This is a genomic window from Pseudomonas pichavaramensis, assembly GCF_050473265.1.
Lineage (GTDB): Bacteria > Pseudomonadota > Gammaproteobacteria > Pseudomonadales > Pseudomonadaceae > Aquipseudomonas.
This window is the reverse complement of record NZ_JBJKFJ010000012.1, coordinates 93,683-118,172: the sequence shown is the minus strand read 5'-3', so window position 1 is coordinate 118,172 and position 24,490 is coordinate 93,683. Positions and strand designations below refer to the sequence as shown.

Sequence of the window (24,490 nt, the reverse complement as noted above, 5' to 3'; positions counted from 1 at the left end):
ACTTACTCGGCCAGCCAGGCGCCCTGTGTACGACCATGCCCGGTGTCGCGGTCGAAGCTGCGCTCGCGCTCGACATGCTGTTGCAGCACGGCATTGGCGCGCTGGTTGGCCTGCGCCTGCATTTCCGTGCAGCTGGGATATTCAGGCGTCGCCAGCAGTGTGGCGTCGATTGCGGCGGCGGCTGCCTGGCCGATGCGGTAATGGCCCAGTTCGTGTTCACGCAGCGCCTGCAGGTACTGGGCGAAGCGCTGGCGTTGCACCGCGTCGCCGCCGCCGAGGCGTGGCAGGGTCATTTGGGCGCTCAGCTCGGTACGTGTCAGGGGCAGGCGGCAGCGCCCGTCACGCTCCTCCTGCCACCAGTAGTTCCATTTCACGCGCCAGCGGGTGTAGGCGTGGTAGACCTGTCCGTCCTGGCGAATGGTCGAGGCCTGGTTGACCGCCTGACGCAGCGACTCTCCGGAAGCGACCAGCACGTCGTAGTACTGGTACTGCAAGCGTTCCTCCACCTGCGCCTGCGCGCTCAGGCTGAAACCCAGCAGAAGCAGCAGGCGTTTCATAAGCTGTGCAACTGTTCGCGGCCGCGGCTGATGTCGGCCAGCAGGCGGGCCAGGGCTTCCTGGCGTTCGGCCGGGACGGCCAGTTGCAGGCGTGCGCCGCTGGCATCGTACTCCTCGCCGGCGAGCAGGGTGTCGAATTCGTTGAGGCGCGCCTTGAACAACGGCAGCTCGGCGAATTGCAGATGGCAGCTGAGGTTCAGGCGCGTCACCAGTTCCTGGCGTTCGCCCAGTTGCAGGCATTTGGCCGCGCTGCCGCCGTAGGCGCGGGCCAGGCCGCCGGTGCCGAGCTGGATGCCGCCGTACCAGCGGATCACCAGCACCACCACCTGATCGCAGTCCTGCCCTTCGATGGCGGCGAGAATCGGCCGGCCGGCAGTGCCGCCGGGTTCACCATCGTCGTTGAAGCGGTATTGGTTGCCGACCTTCCATGCCCAGCAGTTGTGCGAGGCGGTGAGGTCGCTGTGCTGATCGATAAAGGCCTGCGCCTCGGCGGCGCTGCTGACCGGCGCGGCGAGGGCGAGGAAGCGACTCTTGCGGATCTCCTCACGGTAGTCGCAAGGGCCAAGCAGGGTACTGGGCATGGAGACGGCAGCTCAATGAAAAACGCCCGCCAGTATAGGGGCGGGCGTCGTGCCGTGCATGGCTGTTGGCTGTCAGGCGCCGATCACGCCACCGTCTTCACGGCGGATCACCACCACAGTGGAGCGCGGGCGCATGCCGTCGCGATGCTCGGGGAAGCTCGACTTGCCGTCTTCGCCGGGGTGCTGCACGCCGACGAACATGGCGCGCTGGTCCGGGGCGAAGGCCACGCCGGTGATCTCGCAACCTCGCGGACCGACCAGGAAGCGACGGATTTCACCGCTGACGGGGTCGGCGCAGAGCATCTGGTTATTGCCCATGCCGGCGAAGTCGCCGCTGTCGCTGTAGTTGCCGTCGGTCTGGATCCACAGCCGGCCGTCCTTGTCGAAGGCCAGGCCGTCGGGGCTGTTAAACATGTTGTCGGCGTTGACGTTGGCCGAACCAGCGTTGGCGGTGCCGGCATGCGCCACCGGGTTGCCGGCGACCACGAACAGGTCCCATTCGAAACGCTCGGCGGCGGCATCGTCACCGACCTCACGCCAGCGCAGGATCTGCCCGTAGACGTTGTTGGCGCGCGGGTTGGCGGCGTCCACCGGTTGGCCTTCGGTGCCGCGCTGGACGTTGTTGGTCAGGGTGCAGTAGACCTGGCCGTCCTTCGGGCTGACGGCGATCCACTCCGGGCGGTCCATGCGCGTGGCACCGACATGGCTGCCGGCGGCGCGGGCGCGGATCAGTACGTCGCCGTGGTCGCTGAAGCCGTTCTCGGCGTTCAGGCCGTTATGCCCGTATGCCAGTTTGAGCCACTGACCGGTGCCGCGCTGCTCGCCTTGCTGGCCGCCGAGACGGGCGACGTAGAGGTCGCCGTTATCCAGCAGGTGGCGGTTGGCGGCCGGGTCATTGGCCTTGAAGCGGTCACGGCTGACGAACTTGTAGATGAATTCGCCGCGTTCGTCGTCGCCCATGTACACCACCACGTGACCGTTGCGGCTGATGGTGATGGCGGCGTTCTCGTGTTTGAAGCGGCCCAGTGCCGTGCGCTTGATCGGTTTGGACTGCGGGTCGAACGGATCGATCTCGGTGACCCAGCCGTGGCGGTTCACTTCGTTGGGGTGGCGGCTGATGTCGAAGCGCTCGTCATACAGATGCCAGCGATTGTCGCTGGCACCTTCGTGCTTGACGCTATAGCGCTTCTGCGCCGCGCTCAGCTTGAGGTTGGCATCGCTGCTGCCGAAGCAATCGGTGAAGTTTTCCTCGCAGGTCAGGTAAGTGCCCCACGGGGTCATGCCGTTGGCGCAGTTCTGGAAGGTGCCATGCGGGGCGATGCCGGCCGGGTCTGCGGCGGTTTTCAGCAGCTCGTGGCCGCGCGCCGGGCCGCCGAACTCCATCGGCAGGTTGGCGTGGATGCGGCGGTTGTACGGCGAGCCCTGGACGAACTGCCAGTTGCCTTCGGCATTGCGGCGCACTTCGATGATGGTGACGCCAACGGCGGCCTGCGCCTTGCGCACGTCTTCCAGCGACTGCGGCGGTTTGCCGTGCTGCAGCAGGTACTGGTAGTTGCAGTATTCGTTGTTGATCGCCATCAGTGCACGGCTGTCGTCGCCGGGCCAGGGGAACAGGCTCATGCCGTCGTTGTTCTCTCCGAACTGGCCGAGCTGCTCGGCGGCGCTGTGGCTGCCGTCGCCGCGGTAGGCGGTGGAGTCGTCATGCAGCGGCTGGCCCCAACTGATCAGCGGGTCGAAGCGATAGCCTTTCGGCAGAGTGATGGTGTCGGCAGTGCTGGCAGCCAGGTTGGCGAAGCCAAGCGTCGGCCCGGTACCGGAGATGCTGGCAGCCAAAGCGCTGCGGCCCAGTGGGCTGCCGGCGAGAAACAGGGCGGCGCCAGCCAGGGCGCCAGTGCCGATGAAGCGGCGACGGCTCATTACCAGGCGCTGCAGGTCAGTCAGTTCGTTGTCGTGCATGTGCGGCCACTCTCGTACGTTGGTGGCCGGCAGACTAGAACGGGTTTATGACGATGAGGTTACCGTGACGTGGCTGGGCGCAGGCCGCAGCCCTTGAGGATGATCTGCACCAACTGCTCGGACGCCTCCTCGAAGTCCTGTTTGGTCAGGCGGCTGCACTCCTTGACCCGGCAGATCTGCGAGGCGAAGTCGGCGTAGTGCTGGGTGCTGCTCCACAGCAGGAAGATCAGATGGATCGGGTCGACCGGGTCCATCTTGCCGGCGGCGATCCAGGCTTCGAACACCGCCGCGCGCCCACGGAACCACTCCAGGTAGTTCTGGTTGAAGTACTGCGACAGGCAGTCGCCGCCGCTGATCACTTCCATGGCGAAGATGCGCGAGGCTTTCGGATGGCGGCGGGAGAACTCCATCTTGGCGCGGATGTAGTTGTCCAGTGCCTCGGCCGGGTCATCGTCGACGGTCAGGTTGTTGAAGGTGCTGTCCCACAACTCGAGGATGTTGCTCAGTACGGCCAGATACAGGCCCAGCTTGTTGTTGAAGTAATAGTGCAGGTTGGCCTTGGGCAGGCCGACATTCTGCGCGATGGTATTCATGCTGGTGCCCTTGAAGCCATGGCGGGCGAACTCTTCCTCGGCGGCTTTGATGATGGCTTCTTCGTTCTGCTGGCGGATGCGCCCGGCGGGCTTGCCGTTGCTGCTATGGGCGGGGACTTCGAAGGTCATGGGCAATTCCGAACTCGATCAGGGGGCGGAGCGACTGCACTGATACCCCAGCGCCGGCTGGGTGACAAGCTCCGTGGTCAGAAAAAATGGCTCCAGTTCCCTGCTGCACGCATTCCTGCACAGTGAGGGTGCATTGCGCACCATGCTGGCGCGAGTTTGGACTGGAGCCTCGACCGTGTTTCACACCTTGAAGTTGGCGATCAGCCCGTGCAAATCGCGCGTCATCCCGGTCAGCTCACTGCTGACCTGCACGGTACTCTGGGCCTCCTGCGCATTGCTCTCGCTGAGCGTCTTGATCTCCAGGGTGTTCTGTTCGACGCCTTGAACCACGGCGGCCTGCTGCTCGGCAGCCGAGGCGATCTGCACGTTGTGATCGATGATCTGATCCATGCTGTCGGTGATAGCCTCGAAGATGTTCGCCGTCAGGGTCACCTGCTCGACGCTCTGCGCGGCACTCTGATGGCTGCCACGAATGATCTTCACCGCACTGCCGACCTGCTGGCGCAGGCGCTCGATGGTCTGGTCGATTTCGCCAGTCAGCTCGTGGGAGCGAATGGCCAGGCTGCGCACTTCGTCAGCCACTACCGCGAAGCCACGGCCTTGCTCGCCGGCGCGGGCCGCTTCGATGGCGGCGTTGAGTGCCAGCAGATTGGTCTGTTCGGCCACGCTCTTGATCAGGTCGACGGCCTTGGCGATTTCGCCGCTTTCCTTCTCGACGGCGGTGATGGCGTCGATGGAGTCGTCCATTTCGCTGAACAGCTGGTTGATGCGTGATACGGCGTGATCCACCTGCACGCGGCCCTCGCGGCACTTGTCGCCGGCAGTGTTGGCTTTCTCTGCGGTGACATGGGAGTTCTGGCTGACCTCCTGGACGTTGCTCACCAGCTCGCTCATCGAGGTGGCGATCAGCTCCAGTTCGCCGGCCTGGCGCTCGACGCTGCGTTGGCTGGTGGAGGCGCTGTCGCTGACGTTCTGCGCCTTGCCCAGCGTGGTTTCGGAGAACTGCGAGACCTGCGCGATCAACTGACTCATGCGCGCCTGCATGTCGTTGAAGTCCTGGGCCAGATCGCCCAGTTCGTCACGGGCGGCGGTCTCGACGCGGGTACGCAGATCGCCCTCGGCCATGCGCCGCGTTGCACTGGTCAGCTTGGCGATGGCGCCGTGAACCGAGAGGTAGAAACCGACGAACAGATAGACCAGCACTGCCACTGCCAGGGACAGCGCGCCCGCCCAGAGGATCAGGGCATTGAGATTGGCATCGGCACGTGCCTGCAGCAGTGTCGCGGTTTCTTCCAGTAATAGCTCTGCCGCCTGGTCCAGCGTCGCGGCATAGGGCGCGTAGGAGTCGTAGCGTTGCAGCCACTGACTCACCGCGTTCTGGTCGAAGTAACCGCTCTGGGTGTAGGTGTCGACGATCTCGCGCTTGTACAGCTCGGCGGCATCGCGGGCTGCAGTGCTCATCAGTTGCTGCGCCTCGGCATTGCCCTTGCCCTCGATACCTCCGGCGTAACGCTGCAAGGTACCGAGTTGGTTGGTGATGGCTGCGCGTGACGAGGATTCGAGAAAGCCGTAAGCGGTCATGTAGCCGGCGTAAGTGCGTGTCTGGTTAAGCGCTTCGTAAAGCGGCAGCAGCTGATTGAGCAGCAGGTCGACGTTGCGGTAGATGCGCGGATTGCTGTCCTGGCTGAGCTTCGACAGCGCGGCGATTTCCCGCATATTGGCGCTTAGCGTATGCACCGGGCTGACATGCTCGATCATCTGCGAGCTCAGCCCTTGTACCGTCACTTTCTTGTCCACGTCGTAGCCGGGGTCGCTCTCGGCGACTTTCATTTCGGCGAACAGACCGCCATCCAGCCAGGTGTTGAGTTCGCTGCTGGCACTGATCAGCAACTGGCTGCGACGCTCGATTTCCTGCTTGGCGTCATCCCTGTTACGTGCGTAGCCGATCACGTGCATACCGGCTTGATCAAGCGCCTGGCGGTACAGCGGCAGGTAGTGCTCCAGGGTCAGCAAACCCTGCAGCTCATGGCGGGATTGCTCCAGCGTGGTGTTCACGTCCAGCAGCTTGCTTACCGAAAGCCAGCAGTAGGGCAGCATGAATACAGCGAAGATCAGCAGGAATTTGTGGGCGTAGCGGGCGCGGTTCATCAACGCCAGAACCGGTTTGAAGAAAAACATCATGACCCCTTGAGGTGGAAGCGTGGCGACATCCGCATGAGCCAACCAGGGTAGTCGGCTCATGCGCTGCTATCTGGCTAATTGCCAGCAAGAATCGGGCCGTCATCTAAATGGCGGTGGAGGCTTGACGCCGCCTTCTTTCGGCAAGATGTCTGCTGACCGGTCAGCCAGGTCTTTCAGTCCTCTGCGCTCTGCCGCTCCAGTGGTAGCAGAAGGTTCAGCAGGATTGCCGTCAGCCCGCCGCTGGTGATGGCTGAACCGAATACGTTCTGCACCAGTTTGGGCATCTGGCTCAGCAGTTCCGGTTGGCTGGACACGCCCAGGCCAATACCGAAGCTGGTGGCCATGATCAGCAGGCTGCGACGGTCAAGCGGGGCTTGCGCGAGAATGCGGATACCGGCTGCTGCGACGGTGCCGAACATCACCAGGGTGGCGCCGCCCAGTACCGGCTTGGGAATCTGCTGGAGGATGGCGCCGAGTATGGGGAACAGGCCAAGCACGACCAGCAGTGCGCCGATGTAGTAGCCGACATGACGACTGGCGACGCCGGAGAGTTGAATGACCCCGTTGTTCTGGCTGAAGGTGGTGTTGGGGAAGGTGTTGAACACGGCGGCGATCAGCGAGCTGATGCCATCGCCGAAGACGCCGCCCTTGATCCGTTGCAGGTACTGCGGGCCTTTGATCGGCTGGCGCGAGATCATGCAGTTGGCGGTCAGGTCGCCGGTGGTTTCGATGGCGGTGATCAGGTAGATCAGCGCTACCGGGACGAAGGCCATCCAGTCGAAGTCGAAGCCGTAGCGAAATGGCATTGGCAGGCTGATCAGCGGCAAGTCTGGCAGCGGCTTGGGCACCAGCACGCCGGTGAACCAGGCCACCAGCGAGCCGAGCAGCAGGCCGATGATGATCGCCGAAAGGCGCAGCCAGGGATTGCTCAGGCGGTTGAGAACGATGATGGTCAGCAGCACCAGGGCGCCGAGCGCCAGATTGATCGGCGCACCGAAGTTTTCCGCCTTCACGCCGCCGCCGACATCGGTGATACCGACCTTGATCAGGCTGATGCCGATGATGGTGATGACGATGCCAGTGACCAGCGGCGTAACGATGCGTTGCAGGCGACCGATGAAGCGGCTCAGCACCATCTCGATGAAGGCACCGAAGAAGCACACACCGAAAATCATCGCCAGGATTTCGTCCGGGCTGCCGCCGCGTGCCTTGACCATCAGGCCGGCGGCCAGCACGGCGCTGAGGAAGGCGAAGCTGGTGCCCTGCACGCAGATCATTCCGGCGCCGATGCCGAATGGCCGGCGCGCCTGGATCAGGGTGCCGACGCCGGAGACCATCAGGCCCATGCTGATCAGATAGGGCAGTTGCTCGTGCAGGCCGAGCACGCCGCCGATGATCAGCGTCGGCGTGACGATGCCGACGAAGCAGGCCAGTACATGCTGCAGTGCGGCGAAGAACGCCGGCAGCGGTGCGGGGCGGTCGTCCAGACCGTAGATCAGGTCGGACGAGGAGGGCGATTCAGTGGTCATGAGCGTTCTCGTGAGAAGTCGGGATCAGGCTGCAAGAACCGACCCGCAATGGCGGATCGGCAGCGCCAGTCAGAAGTGAACCTTCAGCAGCAGGCTGGCGGTGTTCTGCGTGGTGGTGAACGACGAGCTGTCCTGGATGCCGAACTTGTCCTTCCAGTAGCTGTATTCCACGCCGACGTAGACCTGCTTGTCGCCCCAGTCCATCGCCTTGCCCAGGTCGTACTTGATCTGCGGGTTGATGTGGTAGTTGCTGTGGTAGCTGGCGTCGTTGTCCACCACCCAGTCGATGTAACCGTCGATCAGTACGTCCGATTTGCCCACCGGCAGGGTGTAGGACCAGGTCGGGGTCACCTGCCAGACGCCGCTGCCGTCCGGCTTGCCGTCACCGTCGCGGTCCACGCGGTCACCATCGGGTTGACGGTAGTAGAAGTTGAGCTTGAAGAAGTTGAAGCCTGGAATGTCCAGATCGAAGCCGGGGCCGAGCAGATAGGCTTCGGTCTCGTCCTCGCCGAACTCGTAGGTGGCGGCCAGCAGCACGTCTTTGACCGGGCCGAACGACAGGTCCTTGCCCAGCAGTTTGCCGAACGACAGGCGCGGGCTGAACTCGCCATAGAAGGTGCGGGTGTCACCAACGCCGTTTTCCTCGCCATTGAAGAACTTCTGGTCGACGAACAGGAACATGTCGCCCCAACTCCAGCCGCTGGCATGCTCAAAGGTGATGGTCTGCTGGATGGCGGGCTCTACCTTGAAGTTCTTGCCATACAGGTAGGTAAGGCTGTTGTTCTGCCACAACAGCGGGCTATCGGCGTATGCCTGGCTGGTCAGCAGCAGGCCGCAGGCGGCGAGCATCATTTTGCGACTGGCGTTCATCTTGGCTCCTGAAGATCATCATTTTTCTTTTTTCCTGTCCAAGTGGTCAGGTGATCGCCGTATTGCAAAAAGCTGTCCAACTGATCAGCTTGTCGAAGGGTTGTGTGCAACGTTGCTGAAACTGTTGTTCCATCAAGTGCATACGAATATTCCTGACTTGGTATTCAGTTTCTGGTTCTGCGGCCGAGCGAATCCGCGCCCTGCAATGGGGCGTATTGCACTCAAGTGGAGCTTCGGTAGTGAGTGAAAGCGAAGCGGCTCAACTGCTGGCAAGTGCTTCGAGAAAGCTCTCCAGCACCAGGTGGGCGCGGCGGCCCTTGCGCGTTACCGCTGCCAGGTTGGTGTCGTAGTAGCGGCTGTCGGCCTTGAGCGCACGCAGGCGGCCCTGCTGCACCCAGGCCTGGGCATAGTGGTCGGGCAGGTAGCCGATATAGCGCCCGGTAAGGATGAGAAAGGCCATGCCTTCGCGGTCCGAGGCGCTGGCCGTGCAGTTGAGCGCCTGATAGTGGCTCTGCACTTCGGGCTGCACGCGGAATGTCGGGGCGATGGCTTCCTGGGTATTGAGGCGCGCGTCTTCCAGCAACTGATCATCGACATAGAACAGCGGATGACCCACAGCGCAATAAAGCAGCGAGCGTTCGTCGTACAGCGGCTGGTACTCCAGGCCGGAGAGGGCCGTTACCTGCGGCACCACACCGATGTGCAGGCGGCCATCGAGCACGCCTTGTTCGACTTCCGAGGGCGGTGTCATGCGGATGTTGATGCGCACGTCCGGTCCTTGCACCTTGAGCTGCGCCAGGGCGTTGGTGATGCGCATATGTGGGATGGTGACCAGATTGTCGGTGAGGCCGATGTTCAGTTCGCCGCGCAGATGGCGATGCAGGCCGTTGACCTCGGTGCGAAAGCTCTCCAGGGCGGCCAACAGTTGTAGGGTGCTCTGGTACACCTCGCGACCTTCCTCGGTCAGGGCGAAACCTGCACGGCCGCGTTGGCACAGGCGCAGGCCGAGGCGTTGTTCGAGGTCGCTCATCTGCTGGCTGATGGCTGAGCGGCCAATCCCCAATGCGCTCTCCGCCGCGGAGAAACCGCCGCATTCCACCACGCTGCGAAACAATTTGAGTAGGCGAATTTCAAAGTCGCTGACCTGCGCCAGCGGATCGGGACGACGGCTGCTCATATGTTTAGTGGTTCCTGAACTGAAGTTGCGAAGAGTTTTGTTTTACTGACTCTATGCCCGTGGCACCTTTGCTGACAACTACCCTGTAGGAGCCGGCTTGCCGGCGATCATCGCCCGCAAGCGGGCTCCTACATCCGATTGCCTGCCCAAGTGAGGCTCCTCCGATGAACATGCCGCAGACCGAAACCCCGTCCATGGCCAGCCAGCTCAAGCTGGATGCGCACTGGATGCCGTTCTCCGCCAACCGCAATTTCCAGCGTGACCCGCGCCTGATCGTCGGTGCCGAGGGCAGTTGGCTGGTCGATGACCAGGGGCGCAAGATCTACGACAGCCTGTCCGGCCTGTGGACCTGCGGTGCTGGTCACTCGCGCAAGGAAATCCAGGAGGCCGTGGCCAAGCAGCTCGGCACCCTCGACTACTCCCCGGGTTTCCAGTACGGCCACCCACTGTCGTTCAAGCTGGCTGAGCAGGTCGCCGACCTGATGCCGGGCGAGCTCAATCACGTGTTCTTCACCGGCTCGGGCTCCGAGTGTGCCGACACCGCGGTGAAGATGGCCAAGGCTTACTGGCGTCTGAAAGGGCAGGCGAGCAAGACTCGTTTCATCGGCCGCGCCCGTGGCTACCACGGCGTCAATATTGCCGGCACCTCGCTGGGCGGCATCGGCGGCAACCGCAAGATGTACGGCCAACTGATGGACGCCGACCACCTGCCGCACACCTTGCAGCCGGGCATGACCTTCACCAAAGGCATGGCCGAAACCGGTGGCGTGGAGCTGGCCAACGAGCTGCTCAAGCTGATCGAACTGCACGATGCCTCCAACATCGCCGCAGTAATCGTCGAGCCGATGTCCGGCTCGGCCGGCGCCATCGTGCCGCCTGTTGGCTACCTGCAGCGTCTGCGCGAGATCTGCACCCAGCACAACATCCTGTTGATCTTCGATGAGGTGATCACTGGCTTCGGCCGTATGGGCAAGTGGAGTGGCGCGGAGTACTTCGGTGTAACGCCGGACCTGATGAACGTCGCCAAGCAGATCACCAACGGTGCGGTGCCGCTGGGTGCAGTGATCGCTTCCAGCGAGATCTACAACACCTTCATGCAGCAGCCCTCGCCGGAGCACATGATCGAGTTCACCCACGGCTACACCTACTCGGCGCACCCGGTGGCTTGCGCCGCCGGCCTGGCCACGCTGGAGCTGCTCAAGCGCGAGAACCTGATCCAGCAGGCTGCCGAGCTGGCGCCGAAGTTCGAAGCGGCCCTGCATGGCCTGAAGGGTGCCAAGCACATCGTCGATATCCGCAACTGCGGCCTGGCCGGCGCCCTGCAGATCGCTCCGCGCGATGGCGACGCGGTAATCCGCCCATTCGAGGCTGGCATGGCGTTGTGGAAGGCCGGTTTCTATGTCCGCTTCGGTGGCGATACCCTGCAGTTTGGCCCAACCTTCAATGCCAAGATCGAAGATCTCGACCGCGTGTTCAACGCCGTCGGTGACGTGCTGAACACGCTTGACTGATGCCTTGCTCCCCTCTCCCGCTTGCGGGCGAGGGGCCGGGGGAGAGGGCGCCTCTCCCCAGTACCCGATTTCTTGATGGAGAACCCCATGAGCCATATCCCCCACCTGATCAACGGCGAACGCGTTGCTGGCAACGGTCGCAGCGCCCCGGTGTTCAACCCGTCCACCGGTGATTCCACCGCAGCCGTCGGCCTGGCCGACCGCGCCACCATGCAACTGGCCATCGACGCGGCCAAGGCGGCCTTCCCGGCCTGGCGCAACACGCCGCCGGCCAAGCGTGCGCAGATCATGTTCCGCTTCAAGCAACTGCTGGAGCAGAACGAGAACGAGATCGCCGCGCTGATCAGCGCCGAACACGGCAAGACCCTCGAGGACGCCGTCGGCGAACTCAAGCGCGGCATCGAGAACGTCGAGTTCGCCTGCGCCGCTCCTGAAATCCTCAAGGGCGAATACAGCCGCAACGTCGGCCCGAATATCGACGCCTGGACCGATCTGCAGCCGATCGGCGTGGTTGCCGGCATTACCCCGTTCAACTTCCCGGCCATGGTGCCGCTGTGGATGTACCCGCTGGCCATCGTCTGCGGTAACTGCTTCATCCTCAAGCCGTCCGAGCGCGACCCGAGCTCCACCCTGTTCATCGCCGAACTGCTGAACCAGGCGGGTCTGCCCAAGGGCGTGCTGAACGTGGTCAACGGCGACAAGGACGCGGTTGACGCGCTGATCGAAGCGCCAGAGGTCAAGGCGCTGAGCTTCGTCGGCTCGACGCCGATCGCCGAATACATCTACAGCGAAGGCACCAAGCGCGGCAAACGCGTACAGGCCCTCGGCGGCGCCAAGAACCACGCGGTGCTGATGCCTGATGCCGACCTGGACAACGCCGTCAGCGCGCTGATGGGCGCCGCCTACGGCTCCTGCGGCGAGCGTTGCATGGCCATCTCCGTGGCCGTGTGCGTGGGCGACCAGATCGCCGATGCGCTGGTGGAGAAGATCGTCCCGCAGATCCAGGCACTGAAGATCGGGGCCGGCACGTCCTGCGGCCTGGACATGGGCCCGCTGGTTACCGCCGCTGCGCGCGACAAGGTCAAGGGTTACATCGATGCCGGTGTCGAGCAGGGCGCCAAGCTGGTGGTCGATGGTCGTGATCTGGTGGTTGCGGGTAACGAAAATGGTTACTTCGTTGGCGGCACGCTGTTCGACAACGTCAGCAAGGACATGAGCATCTACACCGACGAAATCTTCGGCCCGGTGCTGTGCATCGTCCGCGTCGGCAGCCTGGAAGACGCCATGCAACTGATCAACGATCACGAGTACGGCAACGGCACCTGCATCTTCACCCGTGACGGTGAAGCCGCGCGTCTGTTCTGCGACGAGATCGAAGTGGGCATGGTTGGCGTCAACGTGCCGCTGCCGGTACCGGTGAGCTACCACAGCTTCGGCGGCTGGAAGCGCTCGTTGTTCGGCGACCTGCACGCCTATGGCCCGGACGGCGTGCGCTTCTATACGCGCAAGAAGGCCATCACCCAACGCTGGCCGGCGCGCAAGAGCCACGAGGCCGCGCAGTTCGCCTTCCCCAGCAATGGTTGAGTGAGCTCAAGCGGTAAACGAAAGGCCGGTCATGAGACCGGCCTTTTTTGCATCAACGCGACAGGCGATGGTTACGGCGCAGGTCGACCAGATCCTGATAGGTGCAGGTCTGTGGCTGCGGACCGGTCAGGTCGTAGCAGCGCTGGCCGAAGCCCATCGGCCAGTAGGCAATACCTACCGGGGGCCAGAAGATCGAGGCAACGCGGAAGCGTGTTCTCAGACGTCCGTCTTGCAGAACATGGGATTGCTTGTCTTCCAGTCGGTACGGCACACCGCCGGCAGCGCCCCAGGAGAACGGGCGCGTCTTGACCAGACCCTGGTTATAGCGGGCCGGGCGCTCGTTGACGATGAGCGTGCTGTCTTCGGGAAGCTTGACCCAGGTAGCAGTGGAGCAGCCGCTGACGATAAGCGCGGCTACGAGCATGGCGGCTGATTTGCGGGAGAACATCCGGAGTACATCCTTGTCGTGCTGCAGAAATGGCCGCGTACTATAAAGGGTTCTGCTCATCAGGAAAGTGTTGAGTTGCCACTCCATTGACTACCGCACAGCTGAAACGCGAATGCCGGTCACAAGACCGGCCTTCTGGTTTCAGCGCGTAGCTGGCTGGCAGCTCGCAGCCATTGCCCCAGACATCCCTGTTCACTGCGCCTGATCGATGGCCTGTTCAAGGCGCTGATTGTTCAGTGCGTTGGCCTGGTCGATCTGCTGCTTGAGCTGCTCCATCTGCTGCTGCGCCTGTTTGGCCTGCTCTGCCTGCAAGGTGGCCGTCGCCGCCGTCTCTCCTGCACCACAACCGCTGAGGCCGAGCAGCAAAGCGAAGGAGTAGCAAAGGGTCAGGCGCATGATCGAGTCCTCGGACGAGCAGATGGAATGGCAATAGCTTGGCGCATTTCGGCCATTTTGTATGTGCCAATCGCCGCAAACCCATGCCAACCGCCCCGTCGAGGATTCCCGTAGGAGCGGCTTTAGCCGCGAAGGTCTCGGAGTACGACTGAGGTTACTGACGGATCGCGAGCAGTTCCCCTCCCGCTTGCGTGGCGTAAGCGGACGGGGCAGGGGAGGGGGCTGCTTAAGTGGTAGCCCGGATGCAATCCGGGGAAGTGCTGGCAATGGCCCCGGATTTCATCCGGGCTACGGCTGGGCAGAGTTGAATGATCGACGCGAGGAGGGCGAAGCTTTTCCTCCGTCTGATCAACCTGACTCACCCACGCGCCCTGCGTGAGTGAGCCAGGCTGCGTTCAGGCCAGTGCCGTGCGCTGCCCGCCCTCCACCCGGCGTTTCAACGCCGCACCTTCGACGATTTCCAGGCCACCGCCCTGGGCGCGGGCGGAGCGGTCCCAGTCTTCCAGCAGTTCCATACAGGCGTGGTCGATGTAGCTGACCCGCGCCAGGCTCAGGTGCAGGCGAGTGCCGGGCTCGACTTCGGCCAGGCGCTTGGCCAGTTGCGGCACGCGCAGGAAGGTGGCCGAGCCGCTCATGCGCAGTTCGGCGCTGTCCGGGCCGGTGGGCACCAGCTTGATGCGCAGCTGCGAGGCGTTCCAGATCAGCTTCAGCAGGGTCAGGGCGAAGCCCACCAGCACGCCGGTCAGCAGGTCGGTAAAGACGATGCACAGCGCCGTGGCGATGTAGATGATCACCGGTAGGCGGCCGTACTGGCCGAGGTTGCGCATGGCCTTGGGGTCGACCAGTTTGCAGCCGGTGTACACCAGTACCGCACCGAGGCTGGCCACCGGGATGCTTTGCAGCACGCTGGGCAGCAGGGCGACCAGAGCCAGCAGCCAGGCGCCGTGGAGGATGGTCGAGGCTCGGCCACGGGCGCCGGCTTGCACGTTGGCCGAGCTACGCACGATCACGCCGGTCATCGGCAGCGCACCGACCGCGCCGCAGAGCATGTTGCCGATGCCCTGGGCGGAGAGTTCGCGGTTGAAGCGGGCGCGCGGGCCGTCGTGCATGCGGTCCACCGCGGCGGCGGAGAGCAGGGTCTCGGCGCTGGCGATAAAGGCCATGGCCAGGGCGGCGACCAGCAACTGCGGGTCTGCCAGGCTGGTCAACGCTTGCGGGGTGATCCAGTCGATGGCATCGCCGAGGTTGGCCGGCAGCTCCACGCGTTTGACCGGCAGTGTCAGCCACAAACTGGTGAGGGTCGCGAGTGTCACGCCAACCAGGGCGCCGGGCAGAAAGCGCAGTGGCGCTGGGCGGTAACGTTCCCACAGCCACATGCAGGCGATGGTGCCGAGTCCCAGTGTACCGGCGATCATCGCGTTGCCACCGAGCATGCTCAGGGCTTCGCCGACGGCGCCGGGGAAGGCCAGCAGGTTGTCCAGGCCGGAGGCCTTGGGCGAGGCGTCGATCATCACGTGCACCTGCGATAGCACGATAAGGATGCCGATGCCGGCGAGCATGCCGTAGACCACGGCGGGTGCGGTCACGCGGAACCAGCCGCCCAGACGCAGGGAGCCGGCGACCAGCTGGATAAGGCCGGCGAGCAACAGTACCGGGCCGAGCGCCGCCATGCCGTGGCTGCGGACCAGCTCGAACACCAGTACGGCGAGGCCGGCCGCCGGGCCGCTGACCTGCAGTGGCGCTCCAGCGATAAAACCGACCACCAGACCGCCGATGATGCCGGTAATCAGGCCCTTGGCCGGCGGCATGCCGGAGGCGATGGCGATGCCCATGCACAGCGGCAGGGCGACGAGAAAGACCACCACGGACGCCAGCGCGTCCCGTGGCAGCGTGCGAAATACATTCATGCTGAGGTTCTCCTTACCTAAGGTGCAGGCAAATGCTGGCCGTGCCCGCGTCATCGTTGAGGCGGGAGGCGAGTGCGTGTGGGTCAGGCGCTGGCGTAGCGCGGTGCGGGGGTGGCCGAGGGCGTTTCGTCGCCATCCAGCGGCTGGAAGCTGCCGCTGACGGCGTCGTAGGCGCGGATGGTGCCGGCGTCGATGTCGTAGACCCAGCCATGGATGCACAGTTGGCCGCTGGCCAGACGTGCGGCGACGGAAGGGTGGGTGCGCAGGTGATCGAGCTGGGCCACCACGTTTTCCTCGGTCAGCACGCCGAGGGTCTCGTGGGCGCTGCCGCAACTGCAGTTGTTGGCGACCACGCTGCGCGCGACTTCGGCGTGGCGCAGCCAGGCACGCACCGTGGGCATTCCGTCGAGGCTGGGCGGGTTGAGCACGGCTTTCATCGCGCCACAGTCGGAGTGGCCGCAGACGATGATGTGCTGCACGCCGAGGGCGAGCACGGCGTATTCGATGGCGGTAGAGACGCCACCGTTCATCTGGCCGTAGGGCGGCACCACGTTACCGACATTGCGGGTCACGAACAGCGTGCCGGGATCACTCTGGGTGATCAGCTCGGGGACGATGCGTGAGTCGGCGCAGGTGATGAACATGGCGCTCGGTGCCTGCGCTGTGGCCAGGCGACGGAACAGTGCCTGCTGTTGCGGGTAGACCCCCTGGCGAAAACGCTGGAAGCCGCGAACGAGGGTGTTGAGCGCAGCTTGCGACTCGGTGGATCGGATGGTTTTTCCTGTGCGGGTAGCGGTTGAGCTCATCGTGCTTTCTCCTGATAGTGCCGTGAACGACGTTCTCGACTGCTGGCCAAACGCCAGTGAGCGGCTGGTCACTTTCAGGCTCGACGATAAGGATTCTTACTTAAACAAAACTGAACGCGCTGCTCTAAAACGCCACTATCAGCCTGTACTCCAGACTTGCGAGAACGCCTGCTCGTCTTGCGCGATGCTGGCTTGTCAGCAACTGGCCCGACCCGGATGATGACGGCTTCGAGTTCTCTACCAAGGAAGGTCATCCATGCGTGCTGCTGCGTCGTTCGTGTTGTGTCTGTTGCCGTTGACTGCGTTGGCCGAAGCCACGCTCACCGCGACCATCGTGCAGGCCGATTTCACCCAGGCGCCTGAGGTGCGTCTGCTGGTGCGGGTGCTCGACGAAGCCTTTGGCAGCGATCAGGAATCCATCGTCAACGATTGTCCGTTGGCCTCCTCCCCGGCCGAGCAACTGGCGGCAGACAGTTGCCTGGAGTTGACCCTGGATGAAGGCAATGGTCCGGTTACGTTGCTGCGCCAGACTTTGTTGGCCAAGCCTGCGCGGGCCAGCGACCCAATTTATCTGGAACTGGTTTACCGCACTGGGTTACAGCCGCATCACGGCGACTTTTATAGCCGCCCCACCGCGCGTCTGCGGGTGGAGACCAATGGTTTCTATAACTGGAACGCAGAGATGCCGCAGGCGCTGCCGCAGAACGTTGTGCTGCAGGGTGGGATGACGGCGCTGGTGCTGGGCGAGGCCGATGCCTTGCTCAATACGACTTATCGCGAGCGTTTGCGCCAGCTATCGGATGAGGCCGGGCAGGGCCTGCGTCAGGCGCAGCGGCAGTGGCTGGCGATGCGCGATGCCGAGTGCAAGCCTTATGGCGATGCACGGCCGTACTCGGTATTCGGTGAGTTCAGCTATGACTGCCTGGTGCGCATGACACTCGACCGCGCTCGCCAGTTGGCGGTAGTGCGCGGTGATCAGAGCTGATCAGTGCTCGCCTTTCATTGCGCCACTGAGGCCGAACATCAATACCAGCAGGTTGGCGTCCGGCTTGACGGCGAGCTGCACCTGCTTGCGCAACGGGGCGCTGGGGCATACCTGCTCACTGCGGCAGTCGTGCGCGTCGAGCACGCGCGGGCCGGGTTCCTGCCAGGCAGCGGCGGCGAGTGCCGTTACGCTGAGGGCGAGGCCGAGGAACAAACCTCGTGCTATTTCTAATTTCATTTTGCTAACCCCTTGAAAGCGCTGCCAAACGCTGTTCGCTAAACCTAGATCACCCACTGCTGTATCGCCTATCTGTGCGACGAGCGGTCATTACGCATGGCTGGCACCCTTCAGGGCTGAGCTCAGACATGCGTCGCCATGAATGGTTCAACACTGTGTTGGGTAACGCTTGGACGTAACCTTTGGTGCCCGTACTGGACACCTGTAACAGCCAGCCCTGGCAGTTGGCGTCCTGACGACGCCCGTCGCTACCTGGCGCAAAAGGTGCGCGGTAGAGCCACATCCTGGTGGGGGAGTTTGCAGATGAAGCGGGTTGTGGCCAAAGCAAGACCGCCGGCCCGGGCCGGCGGTCAAAATTCAGGCAAGAGGTGTGCCGAGACCTCGTGCGCCCTCTGCGAATATCTCGCGATAGCCGCAAAGTACCTGCTGCCAATCTGCATCGGACCAGGGGCTGTGGCGGCGTAGCTGCGGCAGGTCGTGCTGGGCGGCCTGCACACGTGTCAGGCGGCGGCGGCTTTTTTCCAGGTCCAGCAAGGCAACCTGTGGCGTGTCACCGTCGATGCGTACGAACACATGCTTGGCATACAGGCAGCCGTGCTGCCAGCGTCCCAGGTGCATGCGCGCCAGGGTTGCACCAACAAGTTGCAGCAATTGGGCGTGCACGGCCTCGCCGCAAGCTTCGCGGCCTCCATTCTCGTACCAGACTTCGATGTTCTCGAAGCCTTCGAGCTCTTCGGTTACCAGCAGGCCACGCCAGCCCTGCTGGGCATCGTAGTCGATACCGCAGTAGATCATCTTCGGCACCAGCACTCCCAGGGCGGGAAGTGCCTGCAGGGCTCTGCGCTCGCGCAGTACGGTGGGGCGCCCCTGTGGATACAGCAGGCTACGGTAGATGTGGCCGACCTGCTTCTTGGCGTAGAGCACGCCGCTCTGATCGAGCAGGCGTTGTACGCCGCTTTCTCCGCCGCGTCGAACGTTGGGTTCTTCGACCCAATCGCCTTGTTGCTGCCACCAGTCTTGGAATGCTTGTTGAGGAATGTTGCTCGTAGTGCATAAGGCCATGTTGTTCTTCTTCTATTGGGTTTGCACAGCTTCCGCCTCATGAACGGTTACTGCGTCGTTCAGGGTTGTAACGAAACATAAGCAAACAGCGTTCCCAGGTCCACGATAAATGACTCGATGTCGCATTTTCGTCTCAGAACGACGGGGTGGCTTTCTTCAGGCAATAAAAAACCCCGCGACTGGCGCGGGGTTCTTGGTACAGCGAGGGGCCGGTTGGCTTACATCATGCCGCCCATGCCACCCATACCGCCCATGCCACCCATGTCAGGCATGGCCGGGGCCTTGTCGTCAGCCGATTCGGCGACCATGGCTTCGGTGGTGATCATCAGACCACCGATGGAAGCTGCAGCCTGCAGAGCCGAACGGGTTACTTTGGCCGGGTCGAGAATACCCATCTCGATCATGTCGCCGTAGGTATCGGTAGCGGCGTTGAAGCCGAAGTTGCCCGAACCCTGCTTGACCTTGTCGACCACGACGCTCGGCTCGCCACCGGCGTTGGAAACGATCTGACGCAGCGGCGCTTCAACAGCGCGACGCAGCAGAGCGATACCGACGTTCTGGTCTTCGTTGTCGCCTTTCAGGCCGTCGATGGCCTGCAGAGCACGAACCAGGGCCACGCCGCCGCCAGGTACCACGCCTTCTTCAACAGCAGCACGGGTAGCGTGCAGGGCGTCTTCGACGCGGGCTTTCTTCTCTTTCATCTCGACTTCGGTGGCAGCGCCAACCTTGATCACGGCAACACCGCCAGCCAGCTTGGCCAGACGCTCTTGCAGCTTCTCTTTGTCGTAGTCGGAAGAGGTTTCTTCGACCTGCTTGCGGATCTGCGCAACGCGGGCTTCGATGTCGACCTGAGCACCAGCACCGTCGATGATGGTGGTGTTGTCCTTGTTCAGGACGACGCGCTTGGCGTTACCCAGGTGCTCCAGAGTGGTGCTTTCCAGGGACAGGCCAACTTCTTCGGAGATCACGGTGCCGCCGGTCAGGATGGCGATGTCCTGCAGCATGGCCTTGCGGCGGTCGCCGAAGCCCGGAGCCTTGACGGCTGCAACTTTGACGATGCCACGCATGTTGTTGACCACCAGAGTGGCCAGGGCTTCGCCTTCGACGTCTTCAGCAACGATCAGCAGCGGACGGCCAGCTTTGGCAACGGCTTCGAGAACCGGCAGCAGTTCGCGGATGTTGCTGATCTTCTTGTCGACCAGCAGCAGCAGCGGGCTTTCCAGCTCGGCAACCATGGTGTCCGGCTTGTTGATGAAGTAGGGGGACAGGTAGCCACGGTCGAACTGCATGCCTTCTACGACGGACAGTTCGTTTTCCAGGCCCGAGCCTTCTTCAACGGTGATGACGCCTTCTTTGCCGACCTTGTCCATGGCTTCGGCGATGATGTCACCGATAGAGCTGTCGGAGTTGGCGGAGATGGTGCCAACCTGAGCAATAGCCTTGGAGTCGGCGCACGGCTTGGCCAGATCTTTCAGCTGAGCAACGATGGCTGTGGTGGCCTTGTCGATGCCGCGCTTCAGGTCCATCGGGTTCATGCCGGCAGCGACGGACTTCAGGCCTTCGTTGACGATGGCTTGAGCCAGAACGGTAGCGGTGGTGGTGCCGTCACCGGCAGCGTCGTTGGCCTTGGAAGCAACGTCCTTGACCAACTGGGCGCCCATGTTTTCGAAGGCGTCTTTCAGTTCGATTTCCTTGGCAACCGAAACACCGTCTTTGGTGATGGTCGGGGCGCCGAAGGATTTGGCCAGAACCACGTTACGACCTTTCGGGCCGAGGGTGGCTTTGACGGCGTCGGCCAGTACGTTGACGCCTACGAGCATTTTCTTGCGGGCGGAATCGCCAAACTTGACTTCTTTAGCAGCCATGTTGATCAGTCCTCAAATTCTTGAAGGTTAAACGGAGATTCGTCGGAATCAGGCTTCGATGACAGCGAGGATTTCGTTCTCGCCCATTACCAGCAGGTCTTCGCCGTCGACTTTGACGGTGTTGCTGCCGGAGTAAGGGCCGAATACCACCTTGTCACCGACCTTGACGGCCAGGGCACGGACTTCGCCGTTATCCAGAACCTTGCCGGTACCGACGGCAACGACTTCACCTTGGTTCGGCTTCTCGGCGGCCGAGCCCGGCAGCACGATGCCGCCTGCGGTTTTGGTCTCTTCTTCGCTGCGACGGATCACGACGCGGTCATGCAGAGGACGAAGCTTCATTGTCGATCTCTCCTAACAATTGAATGGCCAACTTGCCGACTCTTGCGTGGTCGGCGGGTTTGTAAAATCCGGCGGGGCCGGGTGCGGCACGCTATGCGTACCGCGAAAGTCGGACTGCCTCGTAGGGCAGGCACCTTGCGGTGACTGCATACATGTGGGCGGGCAAAGGCATTTCAAGGGGGCAGGTGAAAATTTTTACGCTGCAGAGGTGGAAGGGTGCTGGCGGCAAGCAGCGGAGTCTGACGCTCGTGCGCAGGGGCCGGCTTGCCGGCGATCTCCCTGGCTGATCGCCGGCAAGCCGGCCCTGCAGATGCTGTATGGATCAGTCGCGGCGCTCGTACTCGCCCTCGAGAACGTTTGGACGGGTTTGTCCAGAGCGGGCCGCCTGGTCATCGAAGAAAGCGCGTTGGCGCAGCGCTTGTTCCTCGGCGCGACGGCGGATCTTGCCGACCAGCAGGCGACGGGTGAAGGGGATCAGGCAGAGTACGCCGAAGATGTCGCTGATGAAGCCGGGCAGCAGCAGCAGGCCGCCACCGACCGCGATCAGCAAGCCTTCGAGCATCTCCTGCTCGGGCAGTTCGCCGCGCGAGAGCTTTTCCCGGGCGCGCCAGGCGGTGGCAACACCTGCCACGCGCAGCAGGACGCTGCCGAGAATGGCGGTGCCGATCACCAGCATCACCGTCGGCAGCACGCCGATGGCGCCGCCGACCTTGATCAGTACGGCCAGCTCGATGATCGGGAACAGCAGAAACAGAAACAGAAACGCACGCATGGTCGGAGAATCCTTGGCGGAAGCGAGCTTCCAGTAGGAAGTAAGTATGGGGTCTTGCCCTGAATTCAAGCTTAAGCGCTGTCGACTTCAGGCCATTGGTCGGCGCGGGCCAGCGCCACCAGGGCTGCGCGCACCTGTCCGGGGTTGTTGCAGGGTGTCGGGAAGGGCAGCCAGTGCAGGCTCTGGCCGATGCGCAGGTGGAAGCCTTCGCTGTCGACACCGGCCATTTGCGCTGGTTCATGCTGTGGTAGCGCAGCCAGTTCGACATAGTGGGCAATGGCGCTGGCGTGGTCTGCGTTCATGTGTTCGACCATGCTCGTTTCGCTGCCGTCCGTCGTGAAGGGATTGGCCAGGGTCACCTGGTCGAGCCAGTGGATGGCACCAAAACCGCCGATAAAGCGCCAGCGTACCGGCTCCAGCCGCCAGAAATCGAAATCATGCGCCCGATGGTAGTCGCGCGACTGGGGGAAAAAGCGGTAATAACGTTGGGCGGCTGCCTCTATTTCGTCTTCGTCATGCAACTGTCGTGCTTCGGCGAGCAAAGTGAGGCGACCGACCGCTTGCACATCCTCTGCGCCACGTTCGCCGACCAGTAGCGAGCACTTGGCGTCCTGCCCGAGGTTATGGGTGTGCTGGGCGATACGGCTGATCAGGATCAGTGGCCGGCCCTCGGCGTCCAGGCAGTAGGGCACGACCGATCCGAAAGGGAAGCCCGGCATGGCCTTGGAGTGGGTGCTGAGCACGCCACGGTATTCCTTGAGCAGCAATTCTCGTGCATGCTTGCCGGCTTTCACGCTCACCTTATGACTCCTCGCAAAGAATCCGTCATAAACGGACAGACGCCCTAGCATAGCGCTTCACGGGCATCAGCGGGGTCTGTAAATGCTGCACCTTGAGGGGATAAAGCGATGCAACTGAAAGACAAAGTCATCATCGTCACTGGCGGTTGTCAGGGACTGGGCCGCGCCATGGGTGAGTACCTGGCGGCCAAGGGTGCCAAGCTGGCGCTTGTGGATCTGAACCAGGAAAAACTCGACGAAGCCGTGGCTGCCTGCAAGGCCGCTGGTGGCGATGCGCGTGCCTACCTGTGCAACGTCGCCGATGAAGATCAGGTTACCCATATGGTCGCCCAGGTCGCTGACGACTTCGGCGCGATCAATGGCTTGGTCAACAATGCCGGCATCCTGCGCGATGGTCTGACCATCCGGGTGAAGGACGGCGAAATGACCAAGATGAGCCTGGCGCAGTGGCAGGCGGTGATCGATGTCAACTTGACCGGCGTGTTCCTCTGCACCCGCGAAGTGGCGGCGAAGATGATCGAGCTGAAGAACGAGGGGGCGATCGTCAACATCTCCTCGATCTCCCGTGCCGGCAACATTGGGCAGGCCAACTACTCCGCCGCCAAGGCTGGTGTGGCAGCCGATACCGTGGTCTGGGCCAAGGAGCTGGCACGCTACGGCATTCGTGTCGCTGGCGTAGCACCGGGCTTCATCGAAACCGAGATGACCGGCAGCATGAAGCCGGAAGCGCTGGAGAAGATGACCGCGGGCATCCCGCTCAAGCGCATGGGCAAACCGGCTGAGATCGCCCATTCGGTGGCCTACATCCTGGAGAACGACTACTACACCGGTCGTATCCTGGAACTGGACGGCGGCCTGCGCCTGTAAACCGCACCCCTAAAACAAAAAACGCCCCGACTGGTTCGGGGCGTTTTTGTTTCTGTCAGCTGGTGGGCACAGCGCACCCTACGGGCGGTGTTCTGGCTTGGACTGTAGGGTGCGCCGTGCGCACCGCTGCTTCAATGAGTGCGCGCTACGGCGAAGCGGCTCAACTCGACCAGTGCATCGCGGTGCTCGCCCGCCGGCAGCACTTCCAGGCAGGCGATGGCGCGTTCGGCGTAGTCACGCGCGAGCTGGGCGGTGTAGTCCAGGGCGCCGGCGGCTTCCACGGCGGCGCGGATGCTTTCCAGGTCTTCGATGCCGCCTTTCTGAATTGCGCGGCGCACCAGGGCAGCCTGTTCCTCGGTGCCTTCACGCATGGTGTAGATCAGCGGCAGGGTCGGCTTGCCCTCGGCCAGGTCGTCACCGACGTTCTTGCCCAGGCTGGCGGCGTCGCCCTTGTAGTCGAGCAGGTCATCGACCAGTTGGAAGGCGATACCCAGGTGGTCACCGAACGTACGCAGGGCTTCGCGCTGCGCCTCGCTGGCGTTGGCCAGGGCGGCGGCGGCGTGGGTGGAGGCTTCGAAAAGCATCGCGGTCTTGCCGCGAATGACTTCCATATAAGTCTCTTCCGTGGTGCTGGCGTCGCGTACCTTGGACAGCTGCAGCACTTCGCCCTCGGCGATCACGCGCGTGGCGTTGGAGAGGATCTTCATCACCGGCATGGAGCCGAGCTCGACCATCATTTCGAAGGAGCGGGAATAAAGGAAGTCGCCCACCAGCACGCTTGGTGCGTTGCCCCACTGAGCGTTGGCGGTGCTGCGGCCACGGCGCATGTCGGACATGTCGACCACGTCGTCATGCAGCAAGGTTGCAGTGTGCAGGAACTCGATGGTGGCAGCGAGCAGGCGCAGGTCATCGGCCTGATAGCCCAGCGCACGACCGCTCAGCAAAACCAGCAGCGGGCGTAGACGTTTGCCGCCGGCGGAGATGATATAGTCACCGATCTTTTCCACCAGCGGAACGCGAGAGACCACCTGTTGGCGGATGATGCCGTCGACGGCGGTGAAATCGTCCGCCACCACGCGGTAGAAAGCCTGGGGTTGCATCGACAAAGGGCGCTCCTTCTAAACTGCGCGGCATGCTAGGTGGCAGGGTAGGGGCTGTCAAGGCAAGCACTAGCGGGCCTTGCGCAGCGTTCGGTGCTTGCGTACAATCGCGCACCCTGAACTTCCCCCTGGGTATTTCCCTGCCTTACGCAATTGCAAGGGTGTCAATTCCGGCCCCGAGCAGCCATGCCAGCCAATAACGACTTTTCTAAAGCGCTGGGTGAGCAGGATCAAC

24 protein-coding genes and 1 pseudogene are annotated in these 24,490 nt (G+C 62.9%); 5 read left to right on the top strand and 20 right to left on the bottom strand.

The features are described from left to right. Window positions 1-2: 2 nt before the first annotated feature. The 8 genes and pseudogenes from ACJRW5_RS19170 to ACJRW5_RS19135 form a co-directional block, all read right to left on the bottom strand. Window positions 3-557, bottom strand: coding sequence for a DUF922 domain-containing protein (locus tag ACJRW5_RS19170; RefSeq protein ID WP_484572080.1), 555 nt, complete (start codon window positions 555-557; stop codon window positions 3-5). Then, window positions 554-1,138, bottom strand: a complete 585-nt coding sequence (locus tag ACJRW5_RS19165; RefSeq protein ID WP_484572079.1) for an IMPACT family protein — start codon at window positions 1,136-1,138, stop codon at window positions 554-556. Before ACJRW5_RS19165 ends, ACJRW5_RS19170 begins: the two co-directional genes overlap by 4 nt. A gap of 72 nt (window positions 1,139-1,210) precedes the next feature. Continuing rightward, the gene (locus ACJRW5_RS19160; RefSeq protein ID WP_484572078.1) at window positions 1,211-3,094 is read right to left on the bottom strand and encodes a PhoX family protein; all 1,884 of its coding nucleotides are present in this window, start codon (window positions 3,092-3,094) and stop codon (window positions 1,211-1,213) included. Window positions 3,095-3,153: 59 nt separating this feature from the next. Continuing rightward, on the bottom strand, window positions 3,154-3,816 hold the full coding sequence (locus tag ACJRW5_RS19155) for a TetR/AcrR family transcriptional regulator (RefSeq protein WP_484572077.1): 663 nt from the start codon (window positions 3,814-3,816) through the stop codon (window positions 3,154-3,156). 180 nt (window positions 3,817-3,996) lie between these two features. Next, window positions 3,997-4,710, bottom strand: a complete 714-nt coding sequence (locus tag ACJRW5_RS19150) for a methyl-accepting chemotaxis protein (RefSeq protein WP_484572147.1) — start codon at window positions 4,708-4,710, stop codon at window positions 3,997-3,999. Window positions 4,711-4,854: 144 nt separating this feature from the next. Then, a pseudogene (locus ACJRW5_RS19145) lies at window positions 4,855-5,277 on the bottom strand (HAMP domain-containing protein); the annotation flags it as partial. Window positions 5,278-6,170: 893 nt separating this feature from the next. Then, window positions 6,171-7,526 carry a uracil-xanthine permease family protein gene (locus ACJRW5_RS19140; RefSeq protein WP_484572076.1) on the bottom strand — a complete coding sequence of 452 codons (1,356 nt, stop codon included), beginning with the start codon at window positions 7,524-7,526 and terminating at the stop codon, window positions 6,171-6,173. 69 nt (window positions 7,527-7,595) lie between these two features. Next, window positions 7,596-8,396 (bottom strand): outer membrane protein OmpK, encoded by an 801-nt coding sequence (locus ACJRW5_RS19135; protein ID WP_484572075.1) that lies wholly within the window; start codon window positions 8,394-8,396, stop codon window positions 7,596-7,598. 1 nt (window position 8,397) lies between these two features. Here ACJRW5_RS19135 and ACJRW5_RS19130 point away from each other — a divergent pair, with 1 nt between their 5' ends. Next, window positions 8,398-8,643, top strand: a complete 246-nt coding sequence (locus tag ACJRW5_RS19130; protein WP_484572074.1) for a hypothetical protein — start codon at window positions 8,398-8,400, stop codon at window positions 8,641-8,643. Between the two features lie 12 nt (window positions 8,644-8,655). On the opposite strand, the gene ACJRW5_RS19125 is transcribed toward ACJRW5_RS19130, so the two are convergent. Continuing rightward, complete coding sequence (locus tag ACJRW5_RS19125) at window positions 8,656-9,573, bottom strand: LysR family transcriptional regulator (RefSeq protein ID WP_484572073.1); 918 nt, start codon at window positions 9,571-9,573, stop codon at window positions 8,656-8,658. Window positions 9,574-9,737: 164 nt separating this feature from the next. Between ACJRW5_RS19125 and aptA the strand changes: the two genes are divergently transcribed. After that, on the top strand, window positions 9,738-11,084 hold the full coding sequence (gene aptA / locus ACJRW5_RS19120) for an omega-aminotransferase AptA (RefSeq protein ID WP_484572072.1): 1,347 nt from the start codon (window positions 9,738-9,740) through the stop codon (window positions 11,082-11,084). Between the two features lie 87 nt (window positions 11,085-11,171). Beyond that, window positions 11,172-12,668 (top strand): CoA-acylating methylmalonate-semialdehyde dehydrogenase, encoded by a 1,497-nt coding sequence (locus tag ACJRW5_RS19115; RefSeq protein WP_484572071.1) that lies wholly within the window; start codon window positions 11,172-11,174, stop codon window positions 12,666-12,668. A 52-nt stretch (window positions 12,669-12,720) separates the two neighbouring features. On the opposite strand, the gene ACJRW5_RS19110 is transcribed toward ACJRW5_RS19115, so the two are convergent. The 4 genes from ACJRW5_RS19110 to ACJRW5_RS19095 form a co-directional block, all read right to left on the bottom strand. Next, entirely contained in the window at window positions 12,721-13,116 is a 396-nt protein-coding gene (locus tag ACJRW5_RS19110; protein ID WP_484572070.1) for a phosphatidylethanolamine N-methyltransferase family domain-containing protein, read from the bottom strand. Between the two features lie 192 nt (window positions 13,117-13,308). Beyond that, window positions 13,309-13,512 carry a hypothetical protein gene (locus ACJRW5_RS19105; protein ID WP_484572069.1) on the bottom strand — a complete coding sequence of 68 codons (204 nt, stop codon included), beginning with the start codon at window positions 13,510-13,512 and terminating at the stop codon, window positions 13,309-13,311. A gap of 395 nt (window positions 13,513-13,907) precedes the next feature. Further along, window positions 13,908-15,419, bottom strand: a complete 1,512-nt coding sequence (locus ACJRW5_RS19100; protein WP_484572068.1) for a SulP family inorganic anion transporter — start codon at window positions 15,417-15,419, stop codon at window positions 13,908-13,910. Window positions 15,420-15,502: 83 nt separating this feature from the next. Further along, window positions 15,503-16,225 (bottom strand): carbonic anhydrase, encoded by a 723-nt coding sequence (locus ACJRW5_RS19095; RefSeq protein WP_484572067.1) that lies wholly within the window; start codon window positions 16,223-16,225, stop codon window positions 15,503-15,505. Window positions 16,226-16,481: 256 nt separating this feature from the next. On the opposite strand from ACJRW5_RS19095, the gene ACJRW5_RS19090 reads away from it, so the two are divergent. Beyond that, on the top strand, window positions 16,482-17,210 hold the full coding sequence (locus ACJRW5_RS19090) for a lysozyme inhibitor LprI family protein (protein WP_484572066.1): 729 nt from the start codon (window positions 16,482-16,484) through the stop codon (window positions 17,208-17,210). On the opposite strand, the gene ACJRW5_RS19085 is transcribed toward ACJRW5_RS19090, so the two are convergent. The 6 genes from ACJRW5_RS19085 to ACJRW5_RS19060 all read right to left on the bottom strand — a co-directional run bounded on the left by ACJRW5_RS19085 (window position 17,211) and on the right by ACJRW5_RS19060 (window position 22,288). Further along, complete coding sequence (locus ACJRW5_RS19085; RefSeq protein ID WP_484572065.1) at window positions 17,211-17,447, bottom strand: hypothetical protein; 237 nt, start codon at window positions 17,445-17,447, stop codon at window positions 17,211-17,213. A 357-nt stretch (window positions 17,448-17,804) separates the two neighbouring features. Continuing rightward, window positions 17,805-18,509 carry a lipopolysaccharide kinase InaA family protein gene (locus ACJRW5_RS19080; protein WP_484572064.1) on the bottom strand — a complete coding sequence of 235 codons (705 nt, stop codon included), beginning with the start codon at window positions 18,507-18,509 and terminating at the stop codon, window positions 17,805-17,807. Between the two features lie 218 nt (window positions 18,510-18,727). Next, window positions 18,728-20,374, bottom strand: coding sequence for a chaperonin GroEL (groL, locus tag ACJRW5_RS19075; protein WP_484572063.1), 1,647 nt, complete (start codon window positions 20,372-20,374; stop codon window positions 18,728-18,730). A gap of 48 nt (window positions 20,375-20,422) precedes the next feature. Then, on the bottom strand, window positions 20,423-20,716 hold the full coding sequence (locus tag ACJRW5_RS19070; protein WP_484572062.1) for a co-chaperone GroES: 294 nt from the start codon (window positions 20,714-20,716) through the stop codon (window positions 20,423-20,425). 322 nt (window positions 20,717-21,038) lie between these two features. Beyond that, window positions 21,039-21,488 (bottom strand): FxsA family protein, encoded by a 450-nt coding sequence (locus tag ACJRW5_RS19065; protein ID WP_484572061.1) that lies wholly within the window; start codon window positions 21,486-21,488, stop codon window positions 21,039-21,041. Window positions 21,489-21,559: 71 nt separating this feature from the next. Then, entirely contained in the window at window positions 21,560-22,288 is a 729-nt protein-coding gene (locus ACJRW5_RS19060; RefSeq protein WP_484572060.1) for a HugZ family pyridoxamine 5'-phosphate oxidase, read from the bottom strand. 108 nt (window positions 22,289-22,396) lie between these two features. On the opposite strand from ACJRW5_RS19060, the gene ACJRW5_RS19055 reads away from it, so the two are divergent. Then, window positions 22,397-23,155 carry an SDR family oxidoreductase gene (locus tag ACJRW5_RS19055; protein WP_484572059.1) on the top strand — a complete coding sequence of 253 codons (759 nt, stop codon included), beginning with the start codon at window positions 22,397-22,399 and terminating at the stop codon, window positions 23,153-23,155. A gap of 131 nt (window positions 23,156-23,286) precedes the next feature. Here ACJRW5_RS19055 and ACJRW5_RS19050 read toward each other — a convergent pair whose 3' ends face one another. After that, entirely contained in the window at window positions 23,287-24,255 is a 969-nt protein-coding gene (locus ACJRW5_RS19050) for a polyprenyl synthetase family protein (protein ID WP_484572146.1), read from the bottom strand. Between the last annotated feature and the right edge of the window lie 235 nt (window positions 24,256-24,490).